This window comes from Pseudomonas sp. WS 5051, from assembly GCF_012985715.1.
In the GTDB taxonomy this organism is placed as follows: Bacteria; Pseudomonadota; Gammaproteobacteria; order Pseudomonadales; family Pseudomonadaceae; genus Aquipseudomonas; species Aquipseudomonas bubulae.
In genome coordinates this window covers 70,630-91,871 of record NZ_JAAQWV010000013.1, presented here as the reverse complement: position 1 = coordinate 91,871, position 21,242 = coordinate 70,630, and the positions used below count along the sequence as shown (strand labels likewise).

The window sequence follows — 21,242 nt, the reverse complement described above, 5'->3', positions numbered from 1 at the left end:
TGCGAGCAGAGCCTAGACCATAATTTCAGGCAGGCCAGGTGTTGCAGGCGTGCGGGTCAGAGGTTGTTGACACAAAATGAAATACAAGGTTTTGTTAAAAACTTCTTATAAAACAATTTGTTATATGTTTTGAGTTTGTGGTTTAAGCGTCGTTAATCGCTGAAAATTCCATGTTTATGTACGAAGATTCTTCATCTTTAGTGCGATAAGTCATCTAAATGAGTCGGATGTAACTTTTTGCTGTGGGTGTTACGTTATTTTTCGTCGGGCAACTTGTCGTTTTTAAACAAATGCCGATGGCCGCAGTGGTACAGCGCGGCATGCAACTGGTCATTGAGTTCGGTCAATTGCCTGAGCATCTCCAGGCTTAGCCAGACATAGGCATAAAAGGGTGTCTCGGTGATCTTGCCGTCCAGGCTCTTGAGCACAAGCTCCTTGAGATCGTGGGCTTTCTGGCGCAGTTCGCCGCTGATCTGGTTGTTGGAAATGCCCATACACAGCTTGTTCTGCAGCGATTCGAGCGCTTGCGGGATCAACTGGTGCAGACCGTTCAAGGCGGGCTCGCTTTCGATCAGCAGGTGGCTTTCCCGTGATGACCAATAAGCGTCAATCATCAGGCTCATGGTGGCCAGCAGGTTGCGGTGCAGGGTTTGCAGGGACTCGAACACTTGTGGCTTGAGGTTGCTTTCGTTGCTGGCAGGGGTGATGTAGTTGCGCAACTTGATGACCGCGTCCAGTTCGTTCTTCAGTTGATCATCCAGATTGGGGCGTTCGGGGATTCGCGGGGAGAAGTATTGCGAGTACAGGGTATTGATCTTGCCCAGGCTCTCGCTGAACTTGATCCGCAGGTCGGTATAGGCCCGCTGTGGGTAAATGCTGGTGTAGAGCATGGCCAACAAAGAACCTGCCAGCACATAGCCGCTGCGGGTGAGTGCCGACTCCATGTCATTGGGCGGGGCGCAGCTGACCACCGCCAGGGTTGCTCCGATCAGCAGGGCCATATAGGGGTGTTTGCCCAGGGTCAGGTAACCGGCGATAAACATCATCACCGCGCACCAGAGCAGCATCAGGCTAAAAGAGTGCATCTCCAGATACAGCGCCACCAGCCCGGACAGCGCGCCCAGTACTGTGCCGCCAGTACGCTGCAGGGCCCGGGAGAATACGTTGCCCCAGTAGGGCTGTGGTCCCATGACAATGAGCATGGTGATCAGGGCATAGGAGGCGCCGTCGAGCTTGAAGAAGCGGATGACAACAAATGTAATCAGGAACGCCAGGCTGATGCGGGTGGCGTGGATCCAGCGGTAATTTTTGCAGACCAACTGTTCCAGATTCGAAATCTTTTTACCCAGCCGCATAAAGTCCCCAATTGCTGTAGTGGATTGGGCTGGCAGCGTAGTTCAGGTCTGGCGGGTCCACCACTGGGGATGGCTCTATCGTGGGGCAGGAAAAGCGGCAGGCGTAAAAAAGGCCATTACCATCATGGGGATCCGGTAATGGCCAAAAATCTCAACCAAAGAGAGCGTCAGGCGCAAACCTGACGAGCGGCAATGTATCAATGCCACTCTTAGTTAGCTAGCTAAGAGTGAGCGAAACTGTTTTACCTGCTGCGCAACAATGGTGCATTGCTGGTTGGCTAGGCAGGGGGAGCGTTAGCCGATACCCTTTGCTCCATGCAAATACCTGACTTGAATCTACTGGTTACCTTGAATGTCTTGCTCGAAGAGGGCTCTGTGGTGGGTGCTGCCCGACGCATGAACCTGAGTGCCCCGGCCATGAGCCGCACCCTGACCCGGATTCGCGAGGTATTGAACGACCCCATTCTGGTGCGTTCAGGGCGTGGCCTGGTGCCCACGCCCCGTGCCCTGGAGTTGCGTGAACAGGTGCGCGGTGTGGTGGAGCTGGCGCACGGGGTGTTCACCCAGAGCCAGAACAGTGATTTGCGTGAGCTGGAGCGTACGTTCAGCATTCGCGCCAATGACGTGTTTTTTGGTGTGTATGGCGCAGCACTGCGCCAGCAAATGGCCCTGGAGATGCCCAAGGCTACGTTGCGGGTGGTACCTGAGGGTTTTACTGATGACGAGGCACTGAATGAAGGTCGCATTGACCTGACTATCTGCGCCACTAACCGCTTCAGCCCGGATATCAAGGTCCAGAGGCTGTTTACCTGTCCGTTTGTGGGGTTGGCACGGGAAGGGCATCCGATTTTTGATGAGCCCGTTACGGCCCGGCGCTTTGCCGGTTTTGACCACATCAGTGTGTCCCGCAGGGGCCATGCCCGCGGGCCGATTGATGCGCTGCTGGCCGAACTGGGGCTGGAGCGTCGGGTGTCGTTTACCACGCCGACGTTCTACTCGGCGATTTTTGCCCTGGCAGGGGAGGATCTGATACTGCCGCTGATGCCCCAGGTGCTGCTCAAAAACCTGGAGCCACTGGGCCTCAAACTGCGCCCGTTCGAGCTGCCGATCACCCTGCAGCCGGTGGATATTGTCCAGGCCTGGCATCCGCGGCTGGACAACGACCATGCCCACCGCTGGCTGCGTCGTACCCTCAAGACCTTTTGCGACAACGCGGTGATTTGACCGCAACCTCTGTAGCCGCTGCCGAAGGAACGAGGCTGCTGCTACGGGGAGGGAGTCAACATTACAATGGTTGCGTCTGACGCACTCCACAGTTAGTTATTTATCAATTTTTATAGCTATGCCGGCTGATTAAACTTTCTGTCATCTATCAAGACGACGGAGTCAGCCATGTATTGGCGGTTTGACCATGGGCGCAGTCTGGCGCCTGGAGCTGCGCTGTGACGGCGCTGGTTGCGGGTGCCGTGGCTCCCGCCCCGGCCCCGGCCAGCAGTGCGGCGTTTGGCCTGCGGATTTTTACCGGTCTGCTGGGCGTTTTGCTCGCCGTGCTGGTGTCGGGGTTCAACGAGAATGTCACCAAGGTGGCCATGCCCGATATCCGCGGGGCGATGGGTATCGGTTATGACGAAAGCACCTGGCTGCTGGCGGTGTATTCGGCCACGTCCATCAGTGCCATGGCCTTTGCGCCGTGGTGTGCAGCCACCTTTTCCCTGCGCCGTTTTACCCTGTGTGCCATCGGCGCCTTTTTACTGTTGGGCATTCTTTGCCCTCTGGCCCCGAATGTTGATGCGCTGATGCTGCTGCGCACCTTGCAAGGCTTTGCCGGTGGGGCCTTGCCGCCGATGTTGATGTCAGTGGCGTTGCGCTTCCTGCCGCCGGGCATTCGTCTGTATGGCCTGGGCAGTTATGCGCTGACGGCCACTTTCGGGCCCAGCTTCGGCACGCCGTTATCGGCCTGGTGGGTGGAGTACGCCGGGTGGCAATGGGCGTTCTGGCAAATCATCCCCCTGGGCCTGTTGTCGATGGCCTGCGTGGCCTGGGGCTTGCCGCAAGACCCGTTGCGTCTGGAGCGTTTCAAGCAGTTTGACTGGCGCGGCCTGCTCCTGGGTTTGCCGGGGTTGATCATGCTGGTACTGGCGCTGGAGCTGGGTCAGCGCCTGAACTGGTTCGAGTCGCCGATGATCCGTTTTTTTATCGTCGCCGGCACGGCCCTGATGGTGCTGTTCTTTATCAATGAGTGGTCCCATCCGCTGCCGTTTTTCAAGCTGCAACTGCTGAAAATCCGCAATCTTGCCCATGCATTGTTGACGCTGGGCGGGGTGTTGTTTGTGTTGCTGGCAGTGATCAAGATTCCGTCCAGTTACCTCGCTCAGGTGCAGGGCTATCGCCCCCTCGAAACCGCGCCGGTGATGTTGCTGGTGGCCTTGCCGCAATTGATTGCGCTGCCACTGGTCGTTGCGTTGTGCAATCTGCGCTGGGTCGATTGTCGCTGGGTGCTGGCCATTGGTCTGGGGTTGCTGGCGCTGGCCTGCGGCATCGGTTCGCAAGTTACCTCGGTGTGGAACCGGGAAAATTTTTACGGCTTGCAGGCGATACAGATCATCGCCCAGCCCATGGCAGTGATTCCTCTGCTGATGCTCGCCACCGGCGGCCTGAACCCGGCGGATGGCCCGTTTGCATCGGCCTGGTTCAATACCGTCAAAGGGTTTTCGGCGGTGGCAGCAAGCAGTGTGCTGGGGGTGCTGACGCTCAATCGCGAGCACTACCACTCAACCATGTTGCTCGATCGGCTGGGCAACTCGCCGCTGGTCAATTCCGGCACAGACCTGGCGCGTCGGGTTCACCAGCAGGCCGTGGTGCTGACCAGTTCTGATCTTTATCTGTACATGGCCGTCCTGGCGCTTTTTCTGATTGTGTTAATTCCTTTTGGCCCCACGCGGATCTACGCGCCGGGCACAGCTGCTGGAGTTGTGAAATGAGTACAACAAACGGGCGCAAGCCCTGGGTTCTGGTCGGCGCAGTCGCGTTGGCAGTGATCGTGCTGTACGGGTTGTGGCGGTTGGTCTTTGCCACGGGCACCGTGCAGAACACCAATGATGCCTTTGTCAGCGCCGATTACACCTTGATTGCGCCAAAAGTGGCGGGGTTTATCGACGAGGTGCTGGTGCAGGATAACCAGCCGGTCAAGGCCGGTCAGTTGCTGGCGCGGATCGATCCGCAGGACTACCGCGCTGCCGTGCAGGCTGCGCAAGCCAGCGTGGCGACGGCACAGGCACAACGGGTCAATGCCCTGGCGATGCTGGAGCGCCAGCGATCGTTGATCGAGCAGGCCAAGGCCACGGTCGATGCGGATCTGGCGCAGGTCGAATTTACCGAGCATGAGTTGCAGCGTTATCAGCATCTGGCCGGGCAGGGCGCAGGCACGCTGCAGAACTCCCAGCAGGCGAAAAACCGTTCGCTCACCGCGCGTGCCGAGTTGGCACAGCACAAGGCTGCACTGGAAGCTGCTCGCCAGCAAACCCGGGTGCTGGCCGCCCGGGCTACGGCCGCGCAAGCCTCGGTGCAGTATGCCGAGGCCTTACTGGCACGGGCCGATCTGGACTTGTCGCATACACAACTGCTGGCACCGTTTGACGGTGTGGTGGGGCGTCGCAGTGTGCGCCTCGGCGCTTACGTCAAACCCGGCGACACCGTGCTGGCGGTGGTGCCGCTGGCCGACGCCTATGTGGTGGCCAACTTTCTCGAGCACCAGCTCACCAACATGCAGGCAGGGCAGCGTGTGACGATCAAGGTCGACAGTTTTCCGGGGCAGACCCTGCAAGGCACCGTGGACAGCATCGCCCCGGCCACGGGGGTGACGTTCTCGGCGATTGCTCCGGATAACGCCACGGGCAACTTCACCAAAGTGGCGCAACGTATTGCGGTGAAAGTCACTCTGGATCACGGGCAGTTACTGGCCAGCCAATTGCGCCTGGGGATGTCGGTGGATGCCTCCATCGACACGGCAATGGCTCACGATCAGCAGGTCAGCACTCGATGAACAAAACTGCAGTGGCCCTGGCTGTGGCCTGTTACAGCGTACTGAGCCTGAGTGGTTGCGTGGTAGGCCCGGACTTCAAGGCTCCCGTGCCCAAGTTGCCTGCGAACTGGGCGTCGGTACCCACTGAGGCGGGGCACAACCATGCGCTGCAAACAGCGGTGGACCTGCACTGGTGGGACCGTTTCGGCGACAGGCAATTGTCGGCGCTGGTGCGCGAGGCGCAGCAGCGCAACTTTGATGTGCAACTGGCTGCAAGCCGCTTGCAGCAAAGCCTGGCTATCCGCCGTCAGATCAACGCCGACACCTTGCCCGAGGTCGGTGCAACGGCGGCTTACAGTCGGAGCCGTAACAGCCAGAAAGGTTTGAGTGACCCTTCCGGGCACAGTGGCAAGCAGGCTTTCAACCTGTGGAATGGTGGCCTTGGGTTCAGTTGGGAGGCTGACCTCTGGGGCCGGGTCAAGCGTTCGGTGGAAGCGGCTGATGCCTCGGTACAAGTGGCGGTGCAGGACCGCAACGCGGTGCAACTGTTGGTGATCGTGCAGACCGCGCAGCACTATATTCAGTTGCGCGGCACTCAGCAGGCATTGGCCGTGGTGGAGCAAAACCTGCAAATCGCCCGCCGCAGCCTGGAACTGACCCGGTTGCAGCTGCGGGAGGGCGTGGCTACGGATTTACAGGTGTCTGAAGCTGGCGCCCAAGTGGCCGAGATCGAAGCACGTCAGGCCCCCTTGCAGCAACGCAGTGCACAGTTGATCAATGCTCTCGGCTTGCTGCTGGCCCGCGAGCCAAGAGCCTTGCAGGCGCAATTGAGCGCAGCGGCAGGGGTGCCGGCCTATGGCGCCGATGTGCCGATCGGTTTGCCCAGCGAATTGGCGCAACGGCGGCCCGATATTCGTCGTGCCGAGGCCCGATTGCATGCAGCCACTGCAGCGATCGGCATGGCCGAGGCGGACTTCTATCCGCGGATTACCCTGTCCGGCAGTATCGGTTTTCAAGCCACGCAGCTGTCGGATCTGGGCAGTTGGGGCTCGCGCAATTTTGCATTCGGCCCGGGCTTGAGCGTACCGGTGTTCGAGGGCGGGCGTTTGCAGGGGGCCTTGCAGTTGCAGGAAGGGCGCCAGCAGGAGGCGGGCATTGCCTACCAGCAAACCGTATTGCGCGCCTGGCATGAGGTGGACGATACGCTGGTGGCGTATCAGGCCAGCCAGCGCCGGCGCGACAGCCTGCAGCAGGCGGTGATGCATAGCCAGCGGGCGCTGGACAGCGTGCACCAGCAATATGCCCAGGGTACGGTGGACTTTCTCAACGTACTCACGGTGCAAAACGCGTTGCTGGCCAACGAAGCGGCGCTGGTGGACAGCACTGCGCAGGTCTCGTTGTCCCTGGTGGATGTGTTTGCGGCGCTGGGTGGGGGGTGGCAGGGCTAGCTGCTTGCAGATTCTGGTGGGAGCGGGCGCATCGACCAAGTTATCCCGGCAAACCGCAGTGCCGGCATCGCAGGCAAGCCAGCTCCCTCAGGTAATGAGTGATTGCCCACAGGTTTTGCTATGCTCGCGCCTTCGACCGCAAACGCCAATATAGGCGTGCCCCGTTCATATTGAGCCTATTTATGTCTGCCGATACCCAAGCCACAACGGTGCGTTTTTCCCGTTCCGACTACAGAACCCTGGGCCTTGCTGCCCTGGGCGGGGCGCTGGAGATCTACGATTTTATCATTTTCGTGTTCTTTGCCCTGACCCTCAGCCAGCTGTTTTTTCCCCCGGACATGCCCGAATGGCTGCGTCTGCTGCAAAGCTTCGGGATTTTTGTGACCGGCTATCTGGCGCGTCCGCTGGGCGGGATTCTGATGGCGCATTTTGCCGATCACCTGGGGCGCAAACGAGTATTCAGCCTGAGCATCCTGATGATGGCGCTGCCCTGCCTGCTGATCGGCATCATGCCCACTTACTCCGAAATCGGTTACTTCGCCCCGCTGATCCTGCTGGCCCTGCGCATCCTGCAGGGCGCAGCGGTCGGTGGCGAAGTGCCCAGTGCCTGGGTGTTTGTGGCCGAACATGCGCCGGCCGGTCGCCGCGGCTTTGCCCTTGGTTTTTTGCAGGCCGGGCTGACTTTTGGCTACTTGATCGGGGCCTTGACCGCCACACTGCTGGCACAGCTGTTTACCCCGGCAGAAATCCTCGATTACGCCTGGCGCTTTCCGTTCCTGCTCGGTGGCGTGTTCGGCGTGATTGGCGTGTGGTTGCGCCGTTGGCTCAGTGAAACGCCGGTGTTTCTGGCCCTGCGTGAACGCAAAGAGGGCCGGGCCGAGTTCCCCTTACGCACAGTATTGCGCGAGCACCGGGCTTCATTGCTGCCGGCAGCGCTGCTGACCTGCGTGCTCACCAGTGCCGTTGTGGTGTTTGTGGTTATCACGCCGACCGTGATGCAGCAGCGCTTCGGCATGACTGCCAGTCATACCTTTGCGTTGAGCAGCCTGGGTATCGTATTTTTGAATATAGGCTGTGTGCTGGCCGGGTTGATCGTTGACCGTATCGGCGTATGGCGCAGCATCGCACTGTACAGTCTGCTGCTGCCGCTGGGCATTGGCGTGTTGTATGCCAGCCTGGTCGGGGAGTGGGTTTTGCCCGGCCTAGCCTATGCGTTCGCCGGCTTGACCTGCGGGATTGTCGGGGTAGTGCCGTCGGTGATGGTCGGACTGTTCCCGGCCCCGATCCGGGTTTCGGGGATTTCCTTTACCTATAATATCGCCTATGCGCTTTGGGCCAGTACCACGCCGTTGCTGCTGATCGCGCTGATGCCGTGGAGTCCCTGGGTGTGCCTGGGGTTTTGTGCGCTGATGGGGCTGGTGGGCCTGTCAACTGCATGGCGTTACGGTTTCAGCGGTGTTACAGCGGTTGAGAGGCGTTTGCTGGCCAAGGCCGAAATGTAGTGCGAAGACCTTCTGTCATCCGGGTGATTGCTGGCTCTAATAGGAAGCATTACTATTCGCGCCCCACCTGTGCAGTCCTGTGCGATGACTCAGAAAGTGCCCCGCAGAACGGGCTTCTTTGAACACTACGAAGAGTTGATCGGCACCTGGACCCGGCGCCTGCGCAATCGGCAGCAGGCGCAAGACCTGGCCCATGACACCTTTGTCCGCGTGCTTGAATCCAACCCGGATGCGGTTGAGCAGCCACGCGCCTATTTGCATCAGACTGCACGCAATATTGCGGTGGACGGTTTTCGCCGCCAGGAGTTACGCGACGCCAGGGAGCTGGCTGCCGTTCCCCCAAGTTCGTCGCAAACCGGCGATCCGGAGCAGTATATGCGCGCTATCCAGTTGGCTGAGTCGGTCGAAAGGGCTTTGCAGGAACTGCCGCTCAATTGTCGCAAGGTTTTCGTCTGGCAGAAAATCGAAGGCCTGACCCAGGCCGAGATTGCCGAACGCCTGGGGCTGTCCAGGAACATGGTGGAAAAGTATATGATCCGCACCCTGCGCCATCTGCGTGAACGGGTGGAGGCGCCGTGATGACATCGGTAAAGGATTGCAGGATGGATACACGAGACTGTACCTGTGGCAGCGCCAACGTGCGTGATGCGGCGGCCACCTGGTTTACCCGCGTGCAAGCACAAACCTTGGGTGCGTGCGAGCAGGCCGAGTTTGAAGCCTGGCGTACGCAGCATGCCAGCCATGAGGCGGAGTATCAGTGGCTGGCCAGCCTGTGGTCAGCCGCCGATCTCTTGCCCCGGGCCCGCATGCGGGCGCTGTGTGAAGTGCCGGTGGCGAAACCGACACGCCTTTCGTTACTGGCTTGCGGGCTGGCCGCAGGTATTGTGGCCGTGGCGGCGGGGGCGGGTGTATGGATGCAACTGCAGTCGTCGGCGGGTTATCACGCCGAATTTGCCACGGTGTTGGGAGAGCACCGCACCCTTGATTTGCCTGATGGCTCGAGCATTGAACTCAATGGTCGCAGCCGTGTGCGCGTCAGCTTTGCGCGTGAGCAGCGCAATGTTGAACTGGAGCAGGGCGAAGCCATGTTCAGTGTGGCCCATGATCCGGAGCGGCCATTTGTGGTGCAGGCCGGGGCCGGCAGGGTAACGGTGACCGGTACCCGTTTTGATGTGCTGCGCGAAGCCGAGCAGACGCGGGTTGCGGTGGAATCAGGGCATGTGCGGGTCCAGGGAGGCAATCCGGATGCACAGGTCAACCTGACTGCCGGGTTGGGTACCGTGGTCGATGCCCGGGGCCATGTAGCGGCCGCGCAGGCAGTTAATACCGGGGCGCTGACGGCCTGGCGCAAGGGGCAACTGGTATTTGAAGATGCCAGTCTGGGCGAGGTGGCCGCCGAGGTCTCGCGCTATCGCGACAAGCCGCTGCACGTCAGCACCCCAGCGCTGGCGCAAATGCGGCTTTCCAGCGTATTCAAAACCGATGACACCGATGCCCTGCTCAAGGCGTTGCCGCAGATCCTGCCGGTGGCTATCAAAACCCGCGCAGATGGCAGCCAGGAGATCATTGCCAGAAAATAATTGCGCTGGGGATTCAGGTTTTTTTCGAGTTCTTCGTCTTCTTGATCAACTGCAACTGGTTTGTATTAACAGTTGCACTCAAGTGCGATCCATAGGGCAAGACTCGACGTGAAAAACAACAATCTTCGTGGGCGACTATCCTCGCTTGAAACACCCCTGAGCATTCCATCTTCTGTCGCCCGGACGCGCCTGCTACCGCTGGCGTTGGCCCTGGCGGTGAGCGCGGCAATGCCCTGTGCTTTTGCTGGCGAATCTGCGCCGGCTGTGATCCATATTCAATCTCAGCCCCTGGGCTCGGCCCTGAGCCAACTGGCGCAGCAAACGGCATTGCAAGTGTTTTTCAGCCCGCAGCTGGTGGCTGGCAAGCAGGCTCCGGCGGTGAATGGCAACCTGTCGCCAGAACAGGCGCTGGCCCGACTGGTGCAGGACAGTGGCTTGAGCTACGAGCTTGACGGTGATGCTGTAACCCTGCGTGCGGCGCCCACGGTCAGTGCTGCTGCGCCAGCGTCCGGGCCGCTGGAACTGGGGCCGGTGGATGTAAAGGTGGTCGGCAACTGGCTGAGCGATGCCAATGACGCGGTGGTGCAGAACCACCCGGGGGCGCGGACAGTGGTGCGTCGCGAAGCGATGGTCGAGCAGGGCACGATGAACGTCAGTGATGCCCTCAAGCGTATCCCGGGTGTTCAGGTGCAGGAGTCCAACGGCACGGGCGGCAGTGATATCTCGCTGAACGTGGGGGTGCGGGGTTTGACGTCGCGTCTGTCGCCGCGCTCCACCGTCCTGATTGACGGTGTTCCGGCAGCGTTTGCGCCCTACGGCCAGCCACAATTGTCGATGGCACCGATTTCATCGGGCAACCTGGACAGCATCGACGTGGTACGCGGTGCCGGCTCTGTACGCTACGGGCCGCAAAACGTGGGCGGAGTGATCAACTTTGTGACCCGGGCCATTCCCGAGACCTTCCAGGGCGAGGTCGGTACAACCCTGGAAACCTCCGAGCGTGGTGGCTGGAAACATATTGAATCGGTATTTCTCGGCGGCACGGCGGACAACGGTATCGGTGCTGCATTGCTGTATTCCGGAGTCAAGGGTGATGGCTATCGCGCGCGCAACAACGACAACGATATCGATGACGTCTTGCTCAAGACCCACTGGGCACCCACCGACCAGGATGATTTCACCCTCAATTTCCACTACTACGACGCCACCGCGGACATGCCCGGTGGCCTGACCCAAAAGCAGTTTGACGCTGACCCGTACCAGTCGCTGCGTGACTACGACAACTTTACCGGGCGACGCAAGGATGTGTCCTTCAAGTACCTGCGTCAGATCGACGACCAGACCCAGTTTGAAGTCCTGACCTATTACACCGACAGCTTCCGTGGCAGCAACATTGCAGCCCGCAATCTGCAAACCCTGGCTTCGTATCCGCGCAGTTACCACACCTTCGGTATCGAGCCGCGGGTGTCCCATGTGTTCACCCTGGGGCCGGTCACGCAGGAAGTGGGGCTGGGCTATCGCTACCTCAAAGAGGCGATGCATGAAGAGGCCAGCCAGGTGTACCTGGTCAATAACGTGCCTGTGCCGGGGCCCGGGGCAGACGGTCATGTGTATCAGGATCGCACAGGTGGCACCGAGGCCAACGCGTTCTATATCGATGACAAGATCGATGTGGGTAACTGGACGGTCACCCCGGGTATCCGCTTTGAGCGGATCAGCACCAACAGGCACGACCGCCCGGTACTGGGCAATAACGGCAAACCAGTGCAGGAAAAAAACCGCAGCATCGACAGCAGCGAAGCACTGCCGGCCCTGAGCGTGATGTATCACCTGTCGGACGCGTGGAAACTGTTTGCCAACTACGAGACCTCGTTCGGCAGCCTGCAGTACTTCCAGCTGGGCCAGGGCGGTGTCGGCGATGCGACCGCAGCGGGTTTGCGTCCTGAAAAGGCCAAGACCTATGAGCTGGGTACGCGTTACGACAATGGTGTGTGGGGCGGTGAAGTGACGCTGTTCTACATCGACTTTGCCGACGAGCTGCAATATGTGAGCAACGATGTGGGCTGGACCAACCTGGGCGCGACCAGGCACCAGGGTATCGAGACCTCGGTTCACTACGATATGTCGGCACTGGACGCACGCCTTGACGGCCTGTCGGTCAATGCGGGCTTTACCTACACCAAGGCGACGTCCGAGGGTGACATCCCGAACTTCAAAGGGCGTGATCTGCCGCTGTATTCGCGCCAGGTGGTCAACCTCGGGGCGCGTTACGTGGTCAACCGCTGGACCTACAACCTGGACATGTTTGCCCAGTCCCAGCAGCACGCGCCGGGCACTGGCGGGGTGTACATCACTGATCCGACCCCGGATGGCCAGTACGGCGATATTCCTGGGTATGCGACCTGGAGCACCCGAGTCGGTTACGACTTCGGCCCTGAAGCGTCAAACCTGAAAGTGGGAGCGGGGATCAAGAACCTGTTCAACCAGGAGTACTACACCCGCTCCAGCGACAACAACGCGGGGATTTACCTGGGCGAGCCGCGTACGTTCTTTGTGCAGGCGAGTGTGGGTTTTTAAGCCAAAATGCCCCTCACCCGGAGGGAGAGGGGACTAAAAGCAGAAGCAAATTTGTGCAACACCACCCATCGGCCCCCTCTACCGCCGGGAGAGGGCTGGGGTGAGGGGCTCGCTCTAAACCCGCAAAATCCGCCCGCTGATGGCTACGGCTATCAGCATGGCGGTGATCAGCAAAAAGGCCGCGCCCAGGCTGCTGGCATGGGCGATAAAGCCGATGGCCGCAGGCCCTGCCAGAATCCCCGCATACCCCAGGGTGGTAATGGCTGGCACGGCGATATGCTCCGGCATTACGGTCTGTTTGCCCACGGCGGTGTACAGCACCGGCACGATATTCGAACACCCTGCGCCCACCAGCGCATAACCGAGCAATGCTGACTCCCAGTTCGGTGCCAGGGTTGCCAGGGCCATGCCCGCGGCGGCAAACAACCCACCCAGGACAATCACCAGCCGCGCACCCAGACGCTTGACGATGGTATCGCCCATCAGTCGGCCCGCGGTCATGGTCAAGGCAAACGCGGCATAACCCAGCCCGGCATAGGCATCGCCAATGCCTTTCTCGGAGGTCAGGAATACGGCGCTCCAGTCGAGCATTGCGCCTTCGGCCAGGAACACGGTAAAGCACAGCAAGCCGATAAAGAGCACCACGCCGTGGGGCACGGCAAACGCCGGACCGTTGCTTTCGCTGCCATAAGGCAGCAGGTGCGGAGCAGCCTTGAGCAGGGCTGCGAGGATCAATGCAATCACCACCACAATCGCCCACAGCGGCGTCAGGCCCAGCGCCAGCAGGGCGCTGACCCCGGCCGCACCGGCAATTCCGCCGACACTGAACAGCCCATGAAAACCCGACATCATGGTGCGCCCGCTGGCACGCTCGACGATCACGGCCTGCAAGTTGACGGTGGAGTCGACGGCGCCGAGCCCAGCGCCAAACAAGAACAGTGTGGCGATCAGTAGCGGTATGGCACTGACCGTCGCCAGCAGTGGCAGCGCGAGGCAGATCAACAGCGTGCCGCCCACCAGCACCCGGCGGCAGCCATAACGGCTGGCGAGGATGCCGGCAATGGGCATCGCCAGGATTGAGCCCGCGCCCAGGCACAGCAATAACAAGCCCAAAGTGGCCTCGTCCAGTCCCGCACGGGCTTTGGCGTAGGGCACCAGTGGCGCCCAGGCGGCGAGGCCAAAACCGGCGATGAAAAAGGCAATGCGGGTCGACATTTGTTCGAGGCGCCCCGGCACAAGGGGCATTTGGGTGGTGATGGCAGTCATGGTCATCCTTGGAAAACGGCTTTGGTGCGCTGCGGCGTAACATCCTTGCATATTTGCGGCCTGTGTCGCGAGGGCGCTGGCGTACGGCTTGGCGAGAGTGGTTGAATAGCGCGCTTGCTTATCCCACTGCCACTGGTGCGTATTTTATGGACAAGAATTCTGACTCCGCAGTGCTATTGCTCAACCCCGCCGGGCTGTATGACCCTGCGCCCAACGGTTACTCCCATGTTGCCCGTGTGGCCGCGAATGTGCGGCTGGTGTACACCGCCGGCCAGGGCGGCGAGAACGCCGACAGTGAGCTGTCGACGGACTTCGCCGAGCAGGTGCGCCAGGCCTTTGCCAACCTGCAGATCGCCCTGGCAGCGGCCGATGCGCAGATCAAGGACGTGGCCAAGATCACCGTATTGATCGTGGATCACAGCCTGGAGCGCTTGCAGATTCTGGGCGCCGAAGTGAAGCGGGTATGGGGGGAGCTGCCGGCCCCGGCCTGCACCTTGATCCCGGTGCCGCGTCTGGCGCTGGATGAGATGTTATTTGAGGTCGAGGCGGTAGCGGCGGTAGCCGTCTGAGAGATTGCCCTGTGGGAGCGGGCTTGCTCGCGATAGAAACGGCGCGGTTTACCTGATACACCGCATCGATCCAATCGCGAGCAAGCCCGCTCCCACAGGGACAATGTGGGGCGTTAAACCTGCAATAACCGCTCGCGCAGTTTGCCGATTTCGTCGCGCATTTGCGCTGCCGCCTCGAACTCGAGATCGCGGGCCAGGGCGTACATTTTTTCTTCCAGTTGGCGAATGCGCTTGCTGATCTCGCTGGGCGAGCGCAGCTCGTTCTCGTACTTGGCGTTTTCTTCCGCGGCCTTGGCCATGCCTTTGCGCTTTTTGCTGCGCGAACCCGGCACCACCGCACCCTCCATGATATCCGCGACATCCTTGAACACGCCTTTGGGCGTAATGCCGTTGGCGAGGTTGAAAGCGATCTGTTTCTCGCGCCGGCGTTCGGTCTCGCCAATGGCGCGTTCCATCGAGCCGGTGATGCGATCAGCGTACAGAATCGCCCGGCCATTGAGGTTACGCGCCGCCCGGCCAATGGTCTGGATCAACGAGCGTTCGGAGCGCAGGAAGCCCTCCTTGTCGGCGTCCAGGATCGCCACCAGCGACACCTCGGGCATGTCCAGCCCTTCACGCAGCAGGTTGATCCCCACCAGCACGTCAAATACGCCCAGGCGCAGATCGCGGATGATTTCGACGCGCTCCACGGTGTCGATATCCGAGTGCAGATAGCGTACCCGCACGCCATGGTCGGCCAGGTAATCGGTGAGGTCTTCGGACATGCGTTTGGTCAGGGTGGTGACCAGCACACGCTCTTCCAGCGCCACGCGCTTGGCAATCTCGGAGAGCAAATCGTCGACCTGGGTGAGGGCCGGACGCACTTCGATCTGCGGATCGACCAGGCCGGTGGGGCGCACCACCTGCTCGACCACGCGGCCCGAATGTTCGGCTTCGTAGTTGCCAGGGGTGGCGGAAACAAAAATGGTCTGCGGGCTGATGCGTTCCCATTCGTCAAAACGCATCGGCCGGTTGTCCAGTGCCGAGGGCAGGCGGAAGCCATATTCCACCAGGGTCTCTTTACGCGAACGGTCGCCTTTGTACATGGCGCCCACTTGCGGCACGCTGACGTGAGACTCGTCGATCACCAGCAGCGCGTCGGCCGGCAGGTAGTCGAACAGGGTCGGTGGCGGGGCCCCGGACTCGCGGCCCGAAAGGTAGCGCGAGTAGTTTTCGATGCCGTTGCAGTAACCCAGCTCCATGATCATTTCCAGATCGAAGCGGGTGCGCTGTTCCAGGCGCTGGGCCTCGACCAGCTTGTTGTTGGCCCGCAGGTATTCGAGCCGCTCCTTGAGTTCTTCCTTGATCCCTTCCACGGCGTCGAGCAGGGTTTCGCGCGGTGTCACATAGTGGCTCTTGGGGTAGAAGGTAAAGCGCGGCATCTTGCGGATGACTTCGCCGGTCAGCGGGTCAAAGGCACTGATGCTTTCGACTTCATCATCGAACAGTTCGATGCGCACCGCCTCCAGATCCGATTCGGCAGGATAGATGTCGATCACATCGCCGCGCACGCGGAAGGTGGCGCGGGCAAAGTCCATATCGTTGCGGGTGTATTGCAGATCGGCCAGGCGGCGCAGCAACTCGCGCTGGTCGAGCTTATCGCCACGGTCGACGTGCAACACCATCTTCAGATAGGTCTCGGGGCTGCCCAGGCCATAAATGCACGACACCGTGGTAACGATGATCGCGTCCTTGCGCTCCAGCAGGGCCTTGGTTGCGGACAGGCGCATCTGCTCGATATGGTCGTTGATCGAGGCATCCTTCTCGATAAAGGTATCGGAGGAGGGCACGTACGCTTCGGGCTGGTAGTAGTCATAGTACGAGACGAAGTACTCCACCGCGTTGTTCGGGAAGAATGACTTGAACTCGCCGTACAGCTGGGCAGCCAGGGTTTTATTGGGCGCCAGCACCAGGGTGGGGCGGTTCACATGGGCGATCACGTTGGCAATGCTGAACGTCTTGCCCGAACCGGTTACCCCGAGCAGGGTCTGGTGCGACAGGCCGGCTTCGATGCCTTCAATCATCTGGCGAATGGCTTCGGGTTGATCGCCTGCGGGCTTGAAGCGGGTAACAAGCTGAAAATCGGGCATGAAGGACCTCAGGGTTTGCTTCTATAAAAGCAGTAGCCTTTATAAGTGCATGCGACTCAGGCCGCAGGAAAAAACAGGATACGGCTAAATATGGAGGTCATGTCCGACTGTTTCAAGGTACAGCTCTGATACGGGCATATCGGCAAAGATTGCAATTAGACCAGTGGCCTGAAAATAAACTCAAATACTTGGGTAAAACCGGCAATAGGCTGTTGCCCGAATCCTGATCGGGCTTATACTTGCTCCCCGTTTGTGCACCGCTCTAGTGCAATCGGCTGGAGCGTTGTCACCCCCTCCATTCCCCATTCAGAGCCGCCGTAATAATGAGCCTGTTCTCCGCTGTCGAAATGGCACCACGCGATCCTATCCTGGGCCTCAACGAAGCATTCAACGCCGATACCCGTACCAGCAAAGTGAACCTGGGGGTTGGTGTTTACTGCAACGAAGAGGGACGAATTCCGCTCTTGCGTGCCGTTGTCGAAGCCGAAACGATCCGGGTTGCCCAGCACGCGTCGCGCGGTTATTTGCCGATCGATGGTATTGCCGCCTACGACCAGGCCGTGCAAAAGCTGTTGTTCGGTGCCGAGTCGCCGTTGCTGGCAGCTGGCCGGGTGATCACCACTCAAGCCGTTGGCGGTACGGGCGCGCTGAAAATCGGTGCTGACTTCCTTAAGCAACTGCAGCCAGGCGCAGTAGTCGCGATCAGCGATCCAAGCTGGGAAAACCACCGTGCACTGTTTGAAGCCGCCGGTTTTCCGGTGCAGAACTACCGTTACTACGACGCCGCCAGCCATGACGTCAACCGTTCCGGCATGCTCGAAGATCTGAATGCCTTGCCCGCCGGCTCCATTGTTGTGCTGCACGCTTGCTGCCACAACCCGACCGGTGTCGACCTGACCCCGGCCGACTGGCAGAACGTGCTGGACGTGGTCAAGGCCAAAGGCCTGATCCCGTTCCTGGACATGGCCTACCAGGGCTTTGGCGACGGCATCGACGAAGACGCAGCAGCAGTACGCCTGTTCGCCGGCTCGGGCCTGAGCTTCTTTGTTTCCAGCTCGTTCTCCAAGTCGTTTTCTCTGTACGGCGAGCGTGTCGGTGCACTGTCGATCATCACCGAATCGAAGGAAGAGAGCGCCCGTGTGCTGTCCCAGGTCAAGCGCGTGATCCGTACCAACTACTCCAACCCGCCGACTCACGGTGCAACCATTGCTGCAGCCGTGCTTAACAGCCCTGAGCTGCGTGCGATGTGGGAAGACGAGCTGGCAGAAATGCGTCTGCGCATTCGTGGCATGCGTCTGCAAATGGTTGAGCTGCTGTCGAAAAAGGCTCCTGGGCATGACTTCAGCTTTGTTGCACGTCAGCGTGGCATGTTCTCGTACTCCGGTCTGACCGTTGAACAAGTAACGCGTCTGCGTACCGAATTCGGTATTTATGCCCTTGATACCGGCCGAATCTGCGTGGCTTCTTTGAACCAGCGCAACATTGAGGCGGTAACCGACGCCATTGTTCAGGTCATCTGAATAATGCAGGGAGAAGTCAGCAAAAGTGTTGACTTCTCTTTTTATATCAGTAAGATAGACGCCATTCCGCGATAGCTCAGTTGGTAGAGCAAATGACTGTTAATCATTGGGTCCCTGGTTCGAGTCCAGGTCGTGGAGCCAGATAGTAAAAAAGCCGCTAGCGATAGCGGCTTTTTTTTGCCTGAAATTTGGCAAGGTCCAGATTCTCCCTCCTGGACCAGGACCTCAGCAAAACAATGGCTTATGGCCATTTTCCTACAACCTGAAACGTTTTTTTTAAGATGTTCGTCACGAATATCGCTATTCGATAATAAAAATCGTTTACCTATATCTGAGAATGATTATTATTGGCACCAGTGATGCCTCGCTAAAAGGACCTGTGTCAGTGATAAAAACTTCTCCGGTTTTTTCCCGGCTACAAGACGGGAAAGTTGTTTACGGCATGCTCAATTCCCTGCCTTCACCCATGCTTTGCGAGATGCTCGCGTTTGCCGGCTACGACTTTGTAATTCTTGATCTGGAGCACTTGCTGCGCTCCGAAGAAGACATCATGCATTGCGTTCGGGCATGTGAGGCCGCAGGTATTTCGCCCTGGCTGCGCATGGCGCAAGTGGACGAGAAATTGATCGGCAGGGCGCTGGACGCCGGTATCGAAACCATCGTGCTGTCACGCACCGAAAGCGCCGTACAGGTTCAGCGCGCCATTGAGGCGGCCTTTTTTCCGCCCCTGGGCAAGCGCGGCATGACCGGTGGGCGCATCACCGGCTTCGGTCGCCTGCCACTGCCCGAATACATCGATCTGGCCAACCGCCAGACCCCCATCATTCCCATGATCGAAAGCCGCGCCGGTGTTGACGCGCTGGGCGACATCCTGCAACTGGACGGGGTCGGCATGATCATGGAAGGCGCCCTGGACCTGGCCCTCGATCTCGGCCTGGGGCCTGATCCTCTCAATCCTCGGGTCTGGCAAACCCTGCAAGGCATGGCCGACGCCTGTCTTGGCGCCGGCGTCGCTTTTTGCGCCAACCCCCGCACCGTCGAACAGAACGCGCTATGGCGCGCCCGCGGCGTGCGCAGTTTTCTGGCCGGTGAAGACCGTGGCTTGCTGCATAACGCACTCAAAGCCCGCCTGCATTCTCTCCAACAGCAATAATGAGTCGACGTAGTCCAATGAAAACAATATCCCTACACTTTTCACTGAGCCTCATGACACTGGGTATTTGCCAGGCTGCCATGGCCGCCGATCAACAACCCCCCGGCCATAGCGTTGAGCTGGCGCCCATGACGATTGAGGGCGATGTACTGGGTGCCGCCAGCGATCAGGAAGTGCGTACCTATGCCGGGAGTCGCAGCGTCATCGATTCCAGCGACCTGAAAAAAGCCAGCACCCGTGGCCTGGATGATGCGCTGCAACGGGTTCCGGGCATCAAGATTTTCGACGAGACCGGCACCGGTGCGCTGCCCCAGATTTCGGTACGTGGGCTGTACGAGAGCCGCAGCGGACGCATCCAGGCCTTGTCGGACGGCATCCCGCTCGCGTTGGCACCCTACGGCCAGACCGGCCTGTCGCTGTTCCCAATGACCATGGCCACGGTCGACCGGGTTGATATCGTGCGCGGGGGCGCAGCGGTGCAATACGGTCCAAACAACGTCGGCGGGGTGATCAACTTCATCAGCAAGCCGATTCCCCGCGAATGGGAAACCACCCTGCAGGAGAAAACCACGTTCAATGCTGGCGGGCGCCAGTTGTGGGATACCTATCTGGGCACCGGCGGCTACCTGACCGACAACTTCGGGCTGCAACTGGACATCAATACCCTGAGCGGCGAATACGGGCGCGAACACTCTGATACCGATGTGCAGAACTACCGCCTGCGCGGCCAATGGAACATCGATGATGACCGGGATCTGAGTTTCGGCGTTCAGCATTACAAGGCCGACATGGACCTGGCCGGAGCCCTCAGCGTCAAGGACTACAAGGACGACCCGCGTCAGTCAACGCGCCCGCTGGACCGCTTCGAGGGTGACACGGATCGTGTGTGGGGCACTTACACCCAGCGTCTTGGCACCATGGGGCCGTTCGATTCGGTGGAGTTCAGCTGGACCAACTTTGCCCACAACAGCTACCGCAATTTCGTCGTAGGACTGCCGTTCACTCCGGACGGTACGGCCGTGACCAAGCAGGACGGCCCGCGTGACTTCAAGGTTTGGGGTTCGGAGCCGCGCATCAGCGCCACCATCGATGGCGACACCGTCGGCCAGACCTGGCTAATCGGTGCCCGCTATGTCAGCGAAGACATCAGTTACAAGGTCAACCGGCAGAGTCTGGCTACGGGTGTGACTGCACCGTTTCGCGACTGGAAATTCGATGACAGCGCCCGTGCCTTCTACATCAGCAACGCCATCAGCCTGCTTGATCATCGCCTGACCATCACCCCCGGCGCGCGCTATGAAAACGCGCGCATGAACTACAGCGATGGCATCACCGGGTTCGAGCGCGAGAACAAGTCTGAAGAATGGCTGCCGGGCCTGACCGTGGGTTACCAGGCCAACGACGCCTGGTATGTCTATGCCAACGCGCAGAAGTCCCTGCGTCCGCCTCAGGTTACGCAGATCGTCAAGGAAGGTGCGGTCGGTGCCGAGCTGGCCTGGAACTACGAGACTGGCGTGCGTTACACCCCGTGGGAGGGCATGCGTGTCGACTTCAACCTGTACCGCATCGACTTTGATGACCAGATTGTCTACAACGCCACCACCGACCGTTTCGACAACCTTGGCAGCACACGTCATCAGGGTTTCGAGACCGATATTTTCTGGACCCCGCAGGCCATGCGTGATCTGGACCTGCATGCCGGTTATGCCTACCTCGATGCCAAACAACGCAACGGCACTTACAAAGACAACGAAGTGCCGTACTCCTCGCGAAACCAGTTTATGGTGGATGCCCGCTACCGTTTTGCCGAGCACTGGACCTACAACCTCGACGGTCTTTACATCAGCAAGGCCTACACCGACGCTGCCAATACCCGCGAAGAAAACGCCTCTGCCAGCGTGGGTGAACTGCCTTCTTACTGGGTGTGGAACACGGCTATCGAACGTGAGTTCCCGCTGGCCGACAAGAGCATCCTGACCGCCTCGGCGGGCATCAGTAACCTGTTCAACCGCGAATACTATTTCCGAGGTATCGACACCAGCCCTTGGGGTCGTCAACCCGCGCCAGAGCGTTCGCTCACCTTAGGCGTCAATTACCGCTTCTAAACCGCGCACACGCGCTT

15 protein-coding genes and 1 tRNA gene are annotated in these 21,242 nt (G+C 59.7%); 13 read left to right on the top strand and 3 right to left on the bottom strand.

All coding sequences use genetic code 11. The features are described from left to right. Positions 1-254: 254 nt before the first annotated feature. Positions 255-1,355: an FUSC family protein gene (locus HBN79_RS18835; RefSeq protein ID WP_095000476.1), complete on the bottom strand. Its 1,101-nt coding sequence runs from the start codon at positions 1,353-1,355 to the stop codon at positions 255-257. A gap of 315 nt (positions 1,356-1,670) precedes the next feature. On the opposite strand from HBN79_RS18835, the gene HBN79_RS18830 reads away from it, so the two are divergent. The 8 genes from HBN79_RS18830 to HBN79_RS18795 all read left to right on the top strand — a co-directional run bounded on the left by HBN79_RS18830 (position 1,671) and on the right by HBN79_RS18795 (position 12,483). Further along, positions 1,671-2,579, top strand: coding sequence for a LysR family transcriptional regulator (locus HBN79_RS18830; protein WP_095023544.1), 909 nt, complete (start codon positions 1,671-1,673; stop codon positions 2,577-2,579). A gap of 218 nt (positions 2,580-2,797) precedes the next feature. After that, the gene (locus HBN79_RS18825; RefSeq protein ID WP_095031650.1) at positions 2,798-4,336 is read left to right on the top strand and encodes an MFS transporter; all 1,539 of its coding nucleotides are present in this window, start codon (positions 2,798-2,800) and stop codon (positions 4,334-4,336) included. Further along, entirely contained in the window at positions 4,333-5,397 is a 1,065-nt protein-coding gene (locus tag HBN79_RS18820; protein WP_169917019.1) for an HlyD family secretion protein, read from the top strand. Before HBN79_RS18825 ends, HBN79_RS18820 begins: the two co-directional genes overlap by 4 nt. After that, entirely contained in the window at positions 5,394-6,824 is a 1,431-nt protein-coding gene (locus tag HBN79_RS18815) for an efflux transporter outer membrane subunit (protein WP_095000472.1), read from the top strand. Before HBN79_RS18820 ends, HBN79_RS18815 begins: the two co-directional genes overlap by 4 nt. 182 nt (positions 6,825-7,006) lie before the next feature. Continuing rightward, the gene (locus tag HBN79_RS18810; RefSeq protein WP_169917018.1) at positions 7,007-8,326 is read left to right on the top strand and encodes an MFS transporter; all 1,320 of its coding nucleotides are present in this window, start codon (positions 7,007-7,009) and stop codon (positions 8,324-8,326) included. A gap of 84 nt (positions 8,327-8,410) precedes the next feature. Continuing rightward, complete coding sequence (locus tag HBN79_RS18805) at positions 8,411-8,905, top strand: sigma-70 family RNA polymerase sigma factor (protein ID WP_169917017.1); 495 nt, start codon at positions 8,411-8,413, stop codon at positions 8,903-8,905. A gap of 23 nt (positions 8,906-8,928) precedes the next feature. After that, on the top strand, positions 8,929-9,906 hold the full coding sequence (locus tag HBN79_RS18800; RefSeq protein ID WP_095018074.1) for a FecR family protein: 978 nt from the start codon (positions 8,929-8,931) through the stop codon (positions 9,904-9,906). 228 nt (positions 9,907-10,134) lie between these two features. Continuing rightward, positions 10,135-12,483, top strand: a complete 2,349-nt coding sequence (locus HBN79_RS18795) for a TonB-dependent receptor (RefSeq protein WP_262372671.1) — start codon at positions 10,135-10,137, stop codon at positions 12,481-12,483. Positions 12,484-12,597: 114 nt separating this feature from the next. On the opposite strand, the gene HBN79_RS18790 is transcribed toward HBN79_RS18795, so the two are convergent. Continuing rightward, positions 12,598-13,749, bottom strand: a complete 1,152-nt coding sequence (locus HBN79_RS18790) for an MFS transporter (RefSeq protein WP_095000468.1) — start codon at positions 13,747-13,749, stop codon at positions 12,598-12,600. A 146-nt stretch (positions 13,750-13,895) separates the two neighbouring features. Between HBN79_RS18790 and HBN79_RS18785 the strand changes: the two genes are divergently transcribed. After that, entirely contained in the window at positions 13,896-14,318 is a 423-nt protein-coding gene (locus HBN79_RS18785; protein WP_095000467.1) for a RidA family protein, read from the top strand. A 113-nt stretch (positions 14,319-14,431) separates the two neighbouring features. Here the strand turns inward: HBN79_RS18785 and uvrB are convergent, their stop codons facing one another. Continuing rightward, positions 14,432-16,447 carry an excinuclease ABC subunit UvrB gene (uvrB, locus tag HBN79_RS18780; protein ID WP_095000466.1) on the bottom strand — a complete coding sequence of 672 codons (2,016 nt, stop codon included), beginning with the start codon at positions 16,445-16,447 and terminating at the stop codon, positions 14,432-14,434. A gap of 323 nt (positions 16,448-16,770) precedes the next feature. Here uvrB and HBN79_RS18775 point away from each other — a divergent pair, with 323 nt between their 5' ends. From HBN79_RS18775 to HBN79_RS18760, 4 genes are all read left to right on the top strand, one after another. Further along, on the top strand, positions 16,771-17,967 hold the full coding sequence (locus HBN79_RS18775) for an amino acid aminotransferase (protein WP_095023547.1): 1,197 nt from the start codon (positions 16,771-16,773) through the stop codon (positions 17,965-17,967). A gap of 65 nt (positions 17,968-18,032) precedes the next feature. Further along, positions 18,033-18,108: transfer RNA gene (locus HBN79_RS18770), tRNA-Asn, on the top strand. Positions 18,109-18,409: 301 nt separating this feature from the next. After that, a complete protein-coding gene (locus HBN79_RS18765) occupies positions 18,410-19,120 on the top strand; it encodes an aldolase/citrate lyase family protein (protein ID WP_153379295.1) in 711 nt (236 codons plus the stop codon). A 17-nt stretch (positions 19,121-19,137) separates the two neighbouring features. Continuing rightward, a complete protein-coding gene (locus HBN79_RS18760) occupies positions 19,138-21,225 on the top strand; it encodes a TonB-dependent siderophore receptor (protein WP_169917016.1) in 2,088 nt (695 codons plus the stop codon). Positions 21,226-21,242 lie beyond the last annotated feature (17 nt).

What these genes read in the sequence shown, in the direction of transcription:
- HBN79_RS18835 (WP_095000476.1), bottom strand. Translation starts at nt 1,355, where the DNA reads ATGCGGCTGGGTAAAAAGATTTCGAATCTGGAACAGTTGGTCTGCAAA.
- HBN79_RS18830 (WP_095023544.1), top strand. Translation starts at nt 1,671, where the DNA reads ATGCAAATACCTGACTTGAATCTACTGGTTACCTTGAATGTCTTGCTC.
- HBN79_RS18820 (WP_169917019.1), top strand. Translation starts at nt 4,333, where the DNA reads ATGAGTACAACAAACGGGCGCAAGCCCTGGGTTCTGGTCGGCGCAGTC.
- HBN79_RS18815 (WP_095000472.1), top strand. Translation starts at nt 5,394, where the DNA reads ATGAACAAAACTGCAGTGGCCCTGGCTGTGGCCTGTTACAGCGTACTG.
- HBN79_RS18810 (WP_169917018.1), top strand. Translation starts at nt 7,007, where the DNA reads ATGTCTGCCGATACCCAAGCCACAACGGTGCGTTTTTCCCGTTCCGAC.
- HBN79_RS18805 (WP_169917017.1), top strand. Translation starts at nt 8,411, where the DNA reads ATGACTCAGAAAGTGCCCCGCAGAACGGGCTTCTTTGAACACTACGAA.
- HBN79_RS18800 (WP_095018074.1), top strand. Translation starts at nt 8,929, where the DNA reads ATGGATACACGAGACTGTACCTGTGGCAGCGCCAACGTGCGTGATGCG.
- HBN79_RS18795 (WP_262372671.1), top strand. Translation starts at nt 10,135, where the DNA reads ATGCCCTGTGCTTTTGCTGGCGAATCTGCGCCGGCTGTGATCCATATT.
- HBN79_RS18790 (WP_095000468.1), bottom strand. Translation starts at nt 13,749, where the DNA reads ATGACTGCCATCACCACCCAAATGCCCCTTGTGCCGGGGCGCCTCGAA.
- HBN79_RS18785 (WP_095000467.1), top strand. Translation starts at nt 13,896, where the DNA reads ATGGACAAGAATTCTGACTCCGCAGTGCTATTGCTCAACCCCGCCGGG.
- uvrB (WP_095000466.1), bottom strand. Translation starts at nt 16,447, where the DNA reads ATGCCCGATTTTCAGCTTGTTACCCGCTTCAAGCCCGCAGGCGATCAA.
- HBN79_RS18775 (WP_095023547.1), top strand. Translation starts at nt 16,771, where the DNA reads ATGAGCCTGTTCTCCGCTGTCGAAATGGCACCACGCGATCCTATCCTG.
- HBN79_RS18765 (WP_153379295.1), top strand. Translation starts at nt 18,410, where the DNA reads ATGCTCAATTCCCTGCCTTCACCCATGCTTTGCGAGATGCTCGCGTTT.
- HBN79_RS18760 (WP_169917016.1), top strand. Translation starts at nt 19,138, where the DNA reads ATGAAAACAATATCCCTACACTTTTCACTGAGCCTCATGACACTGGGT.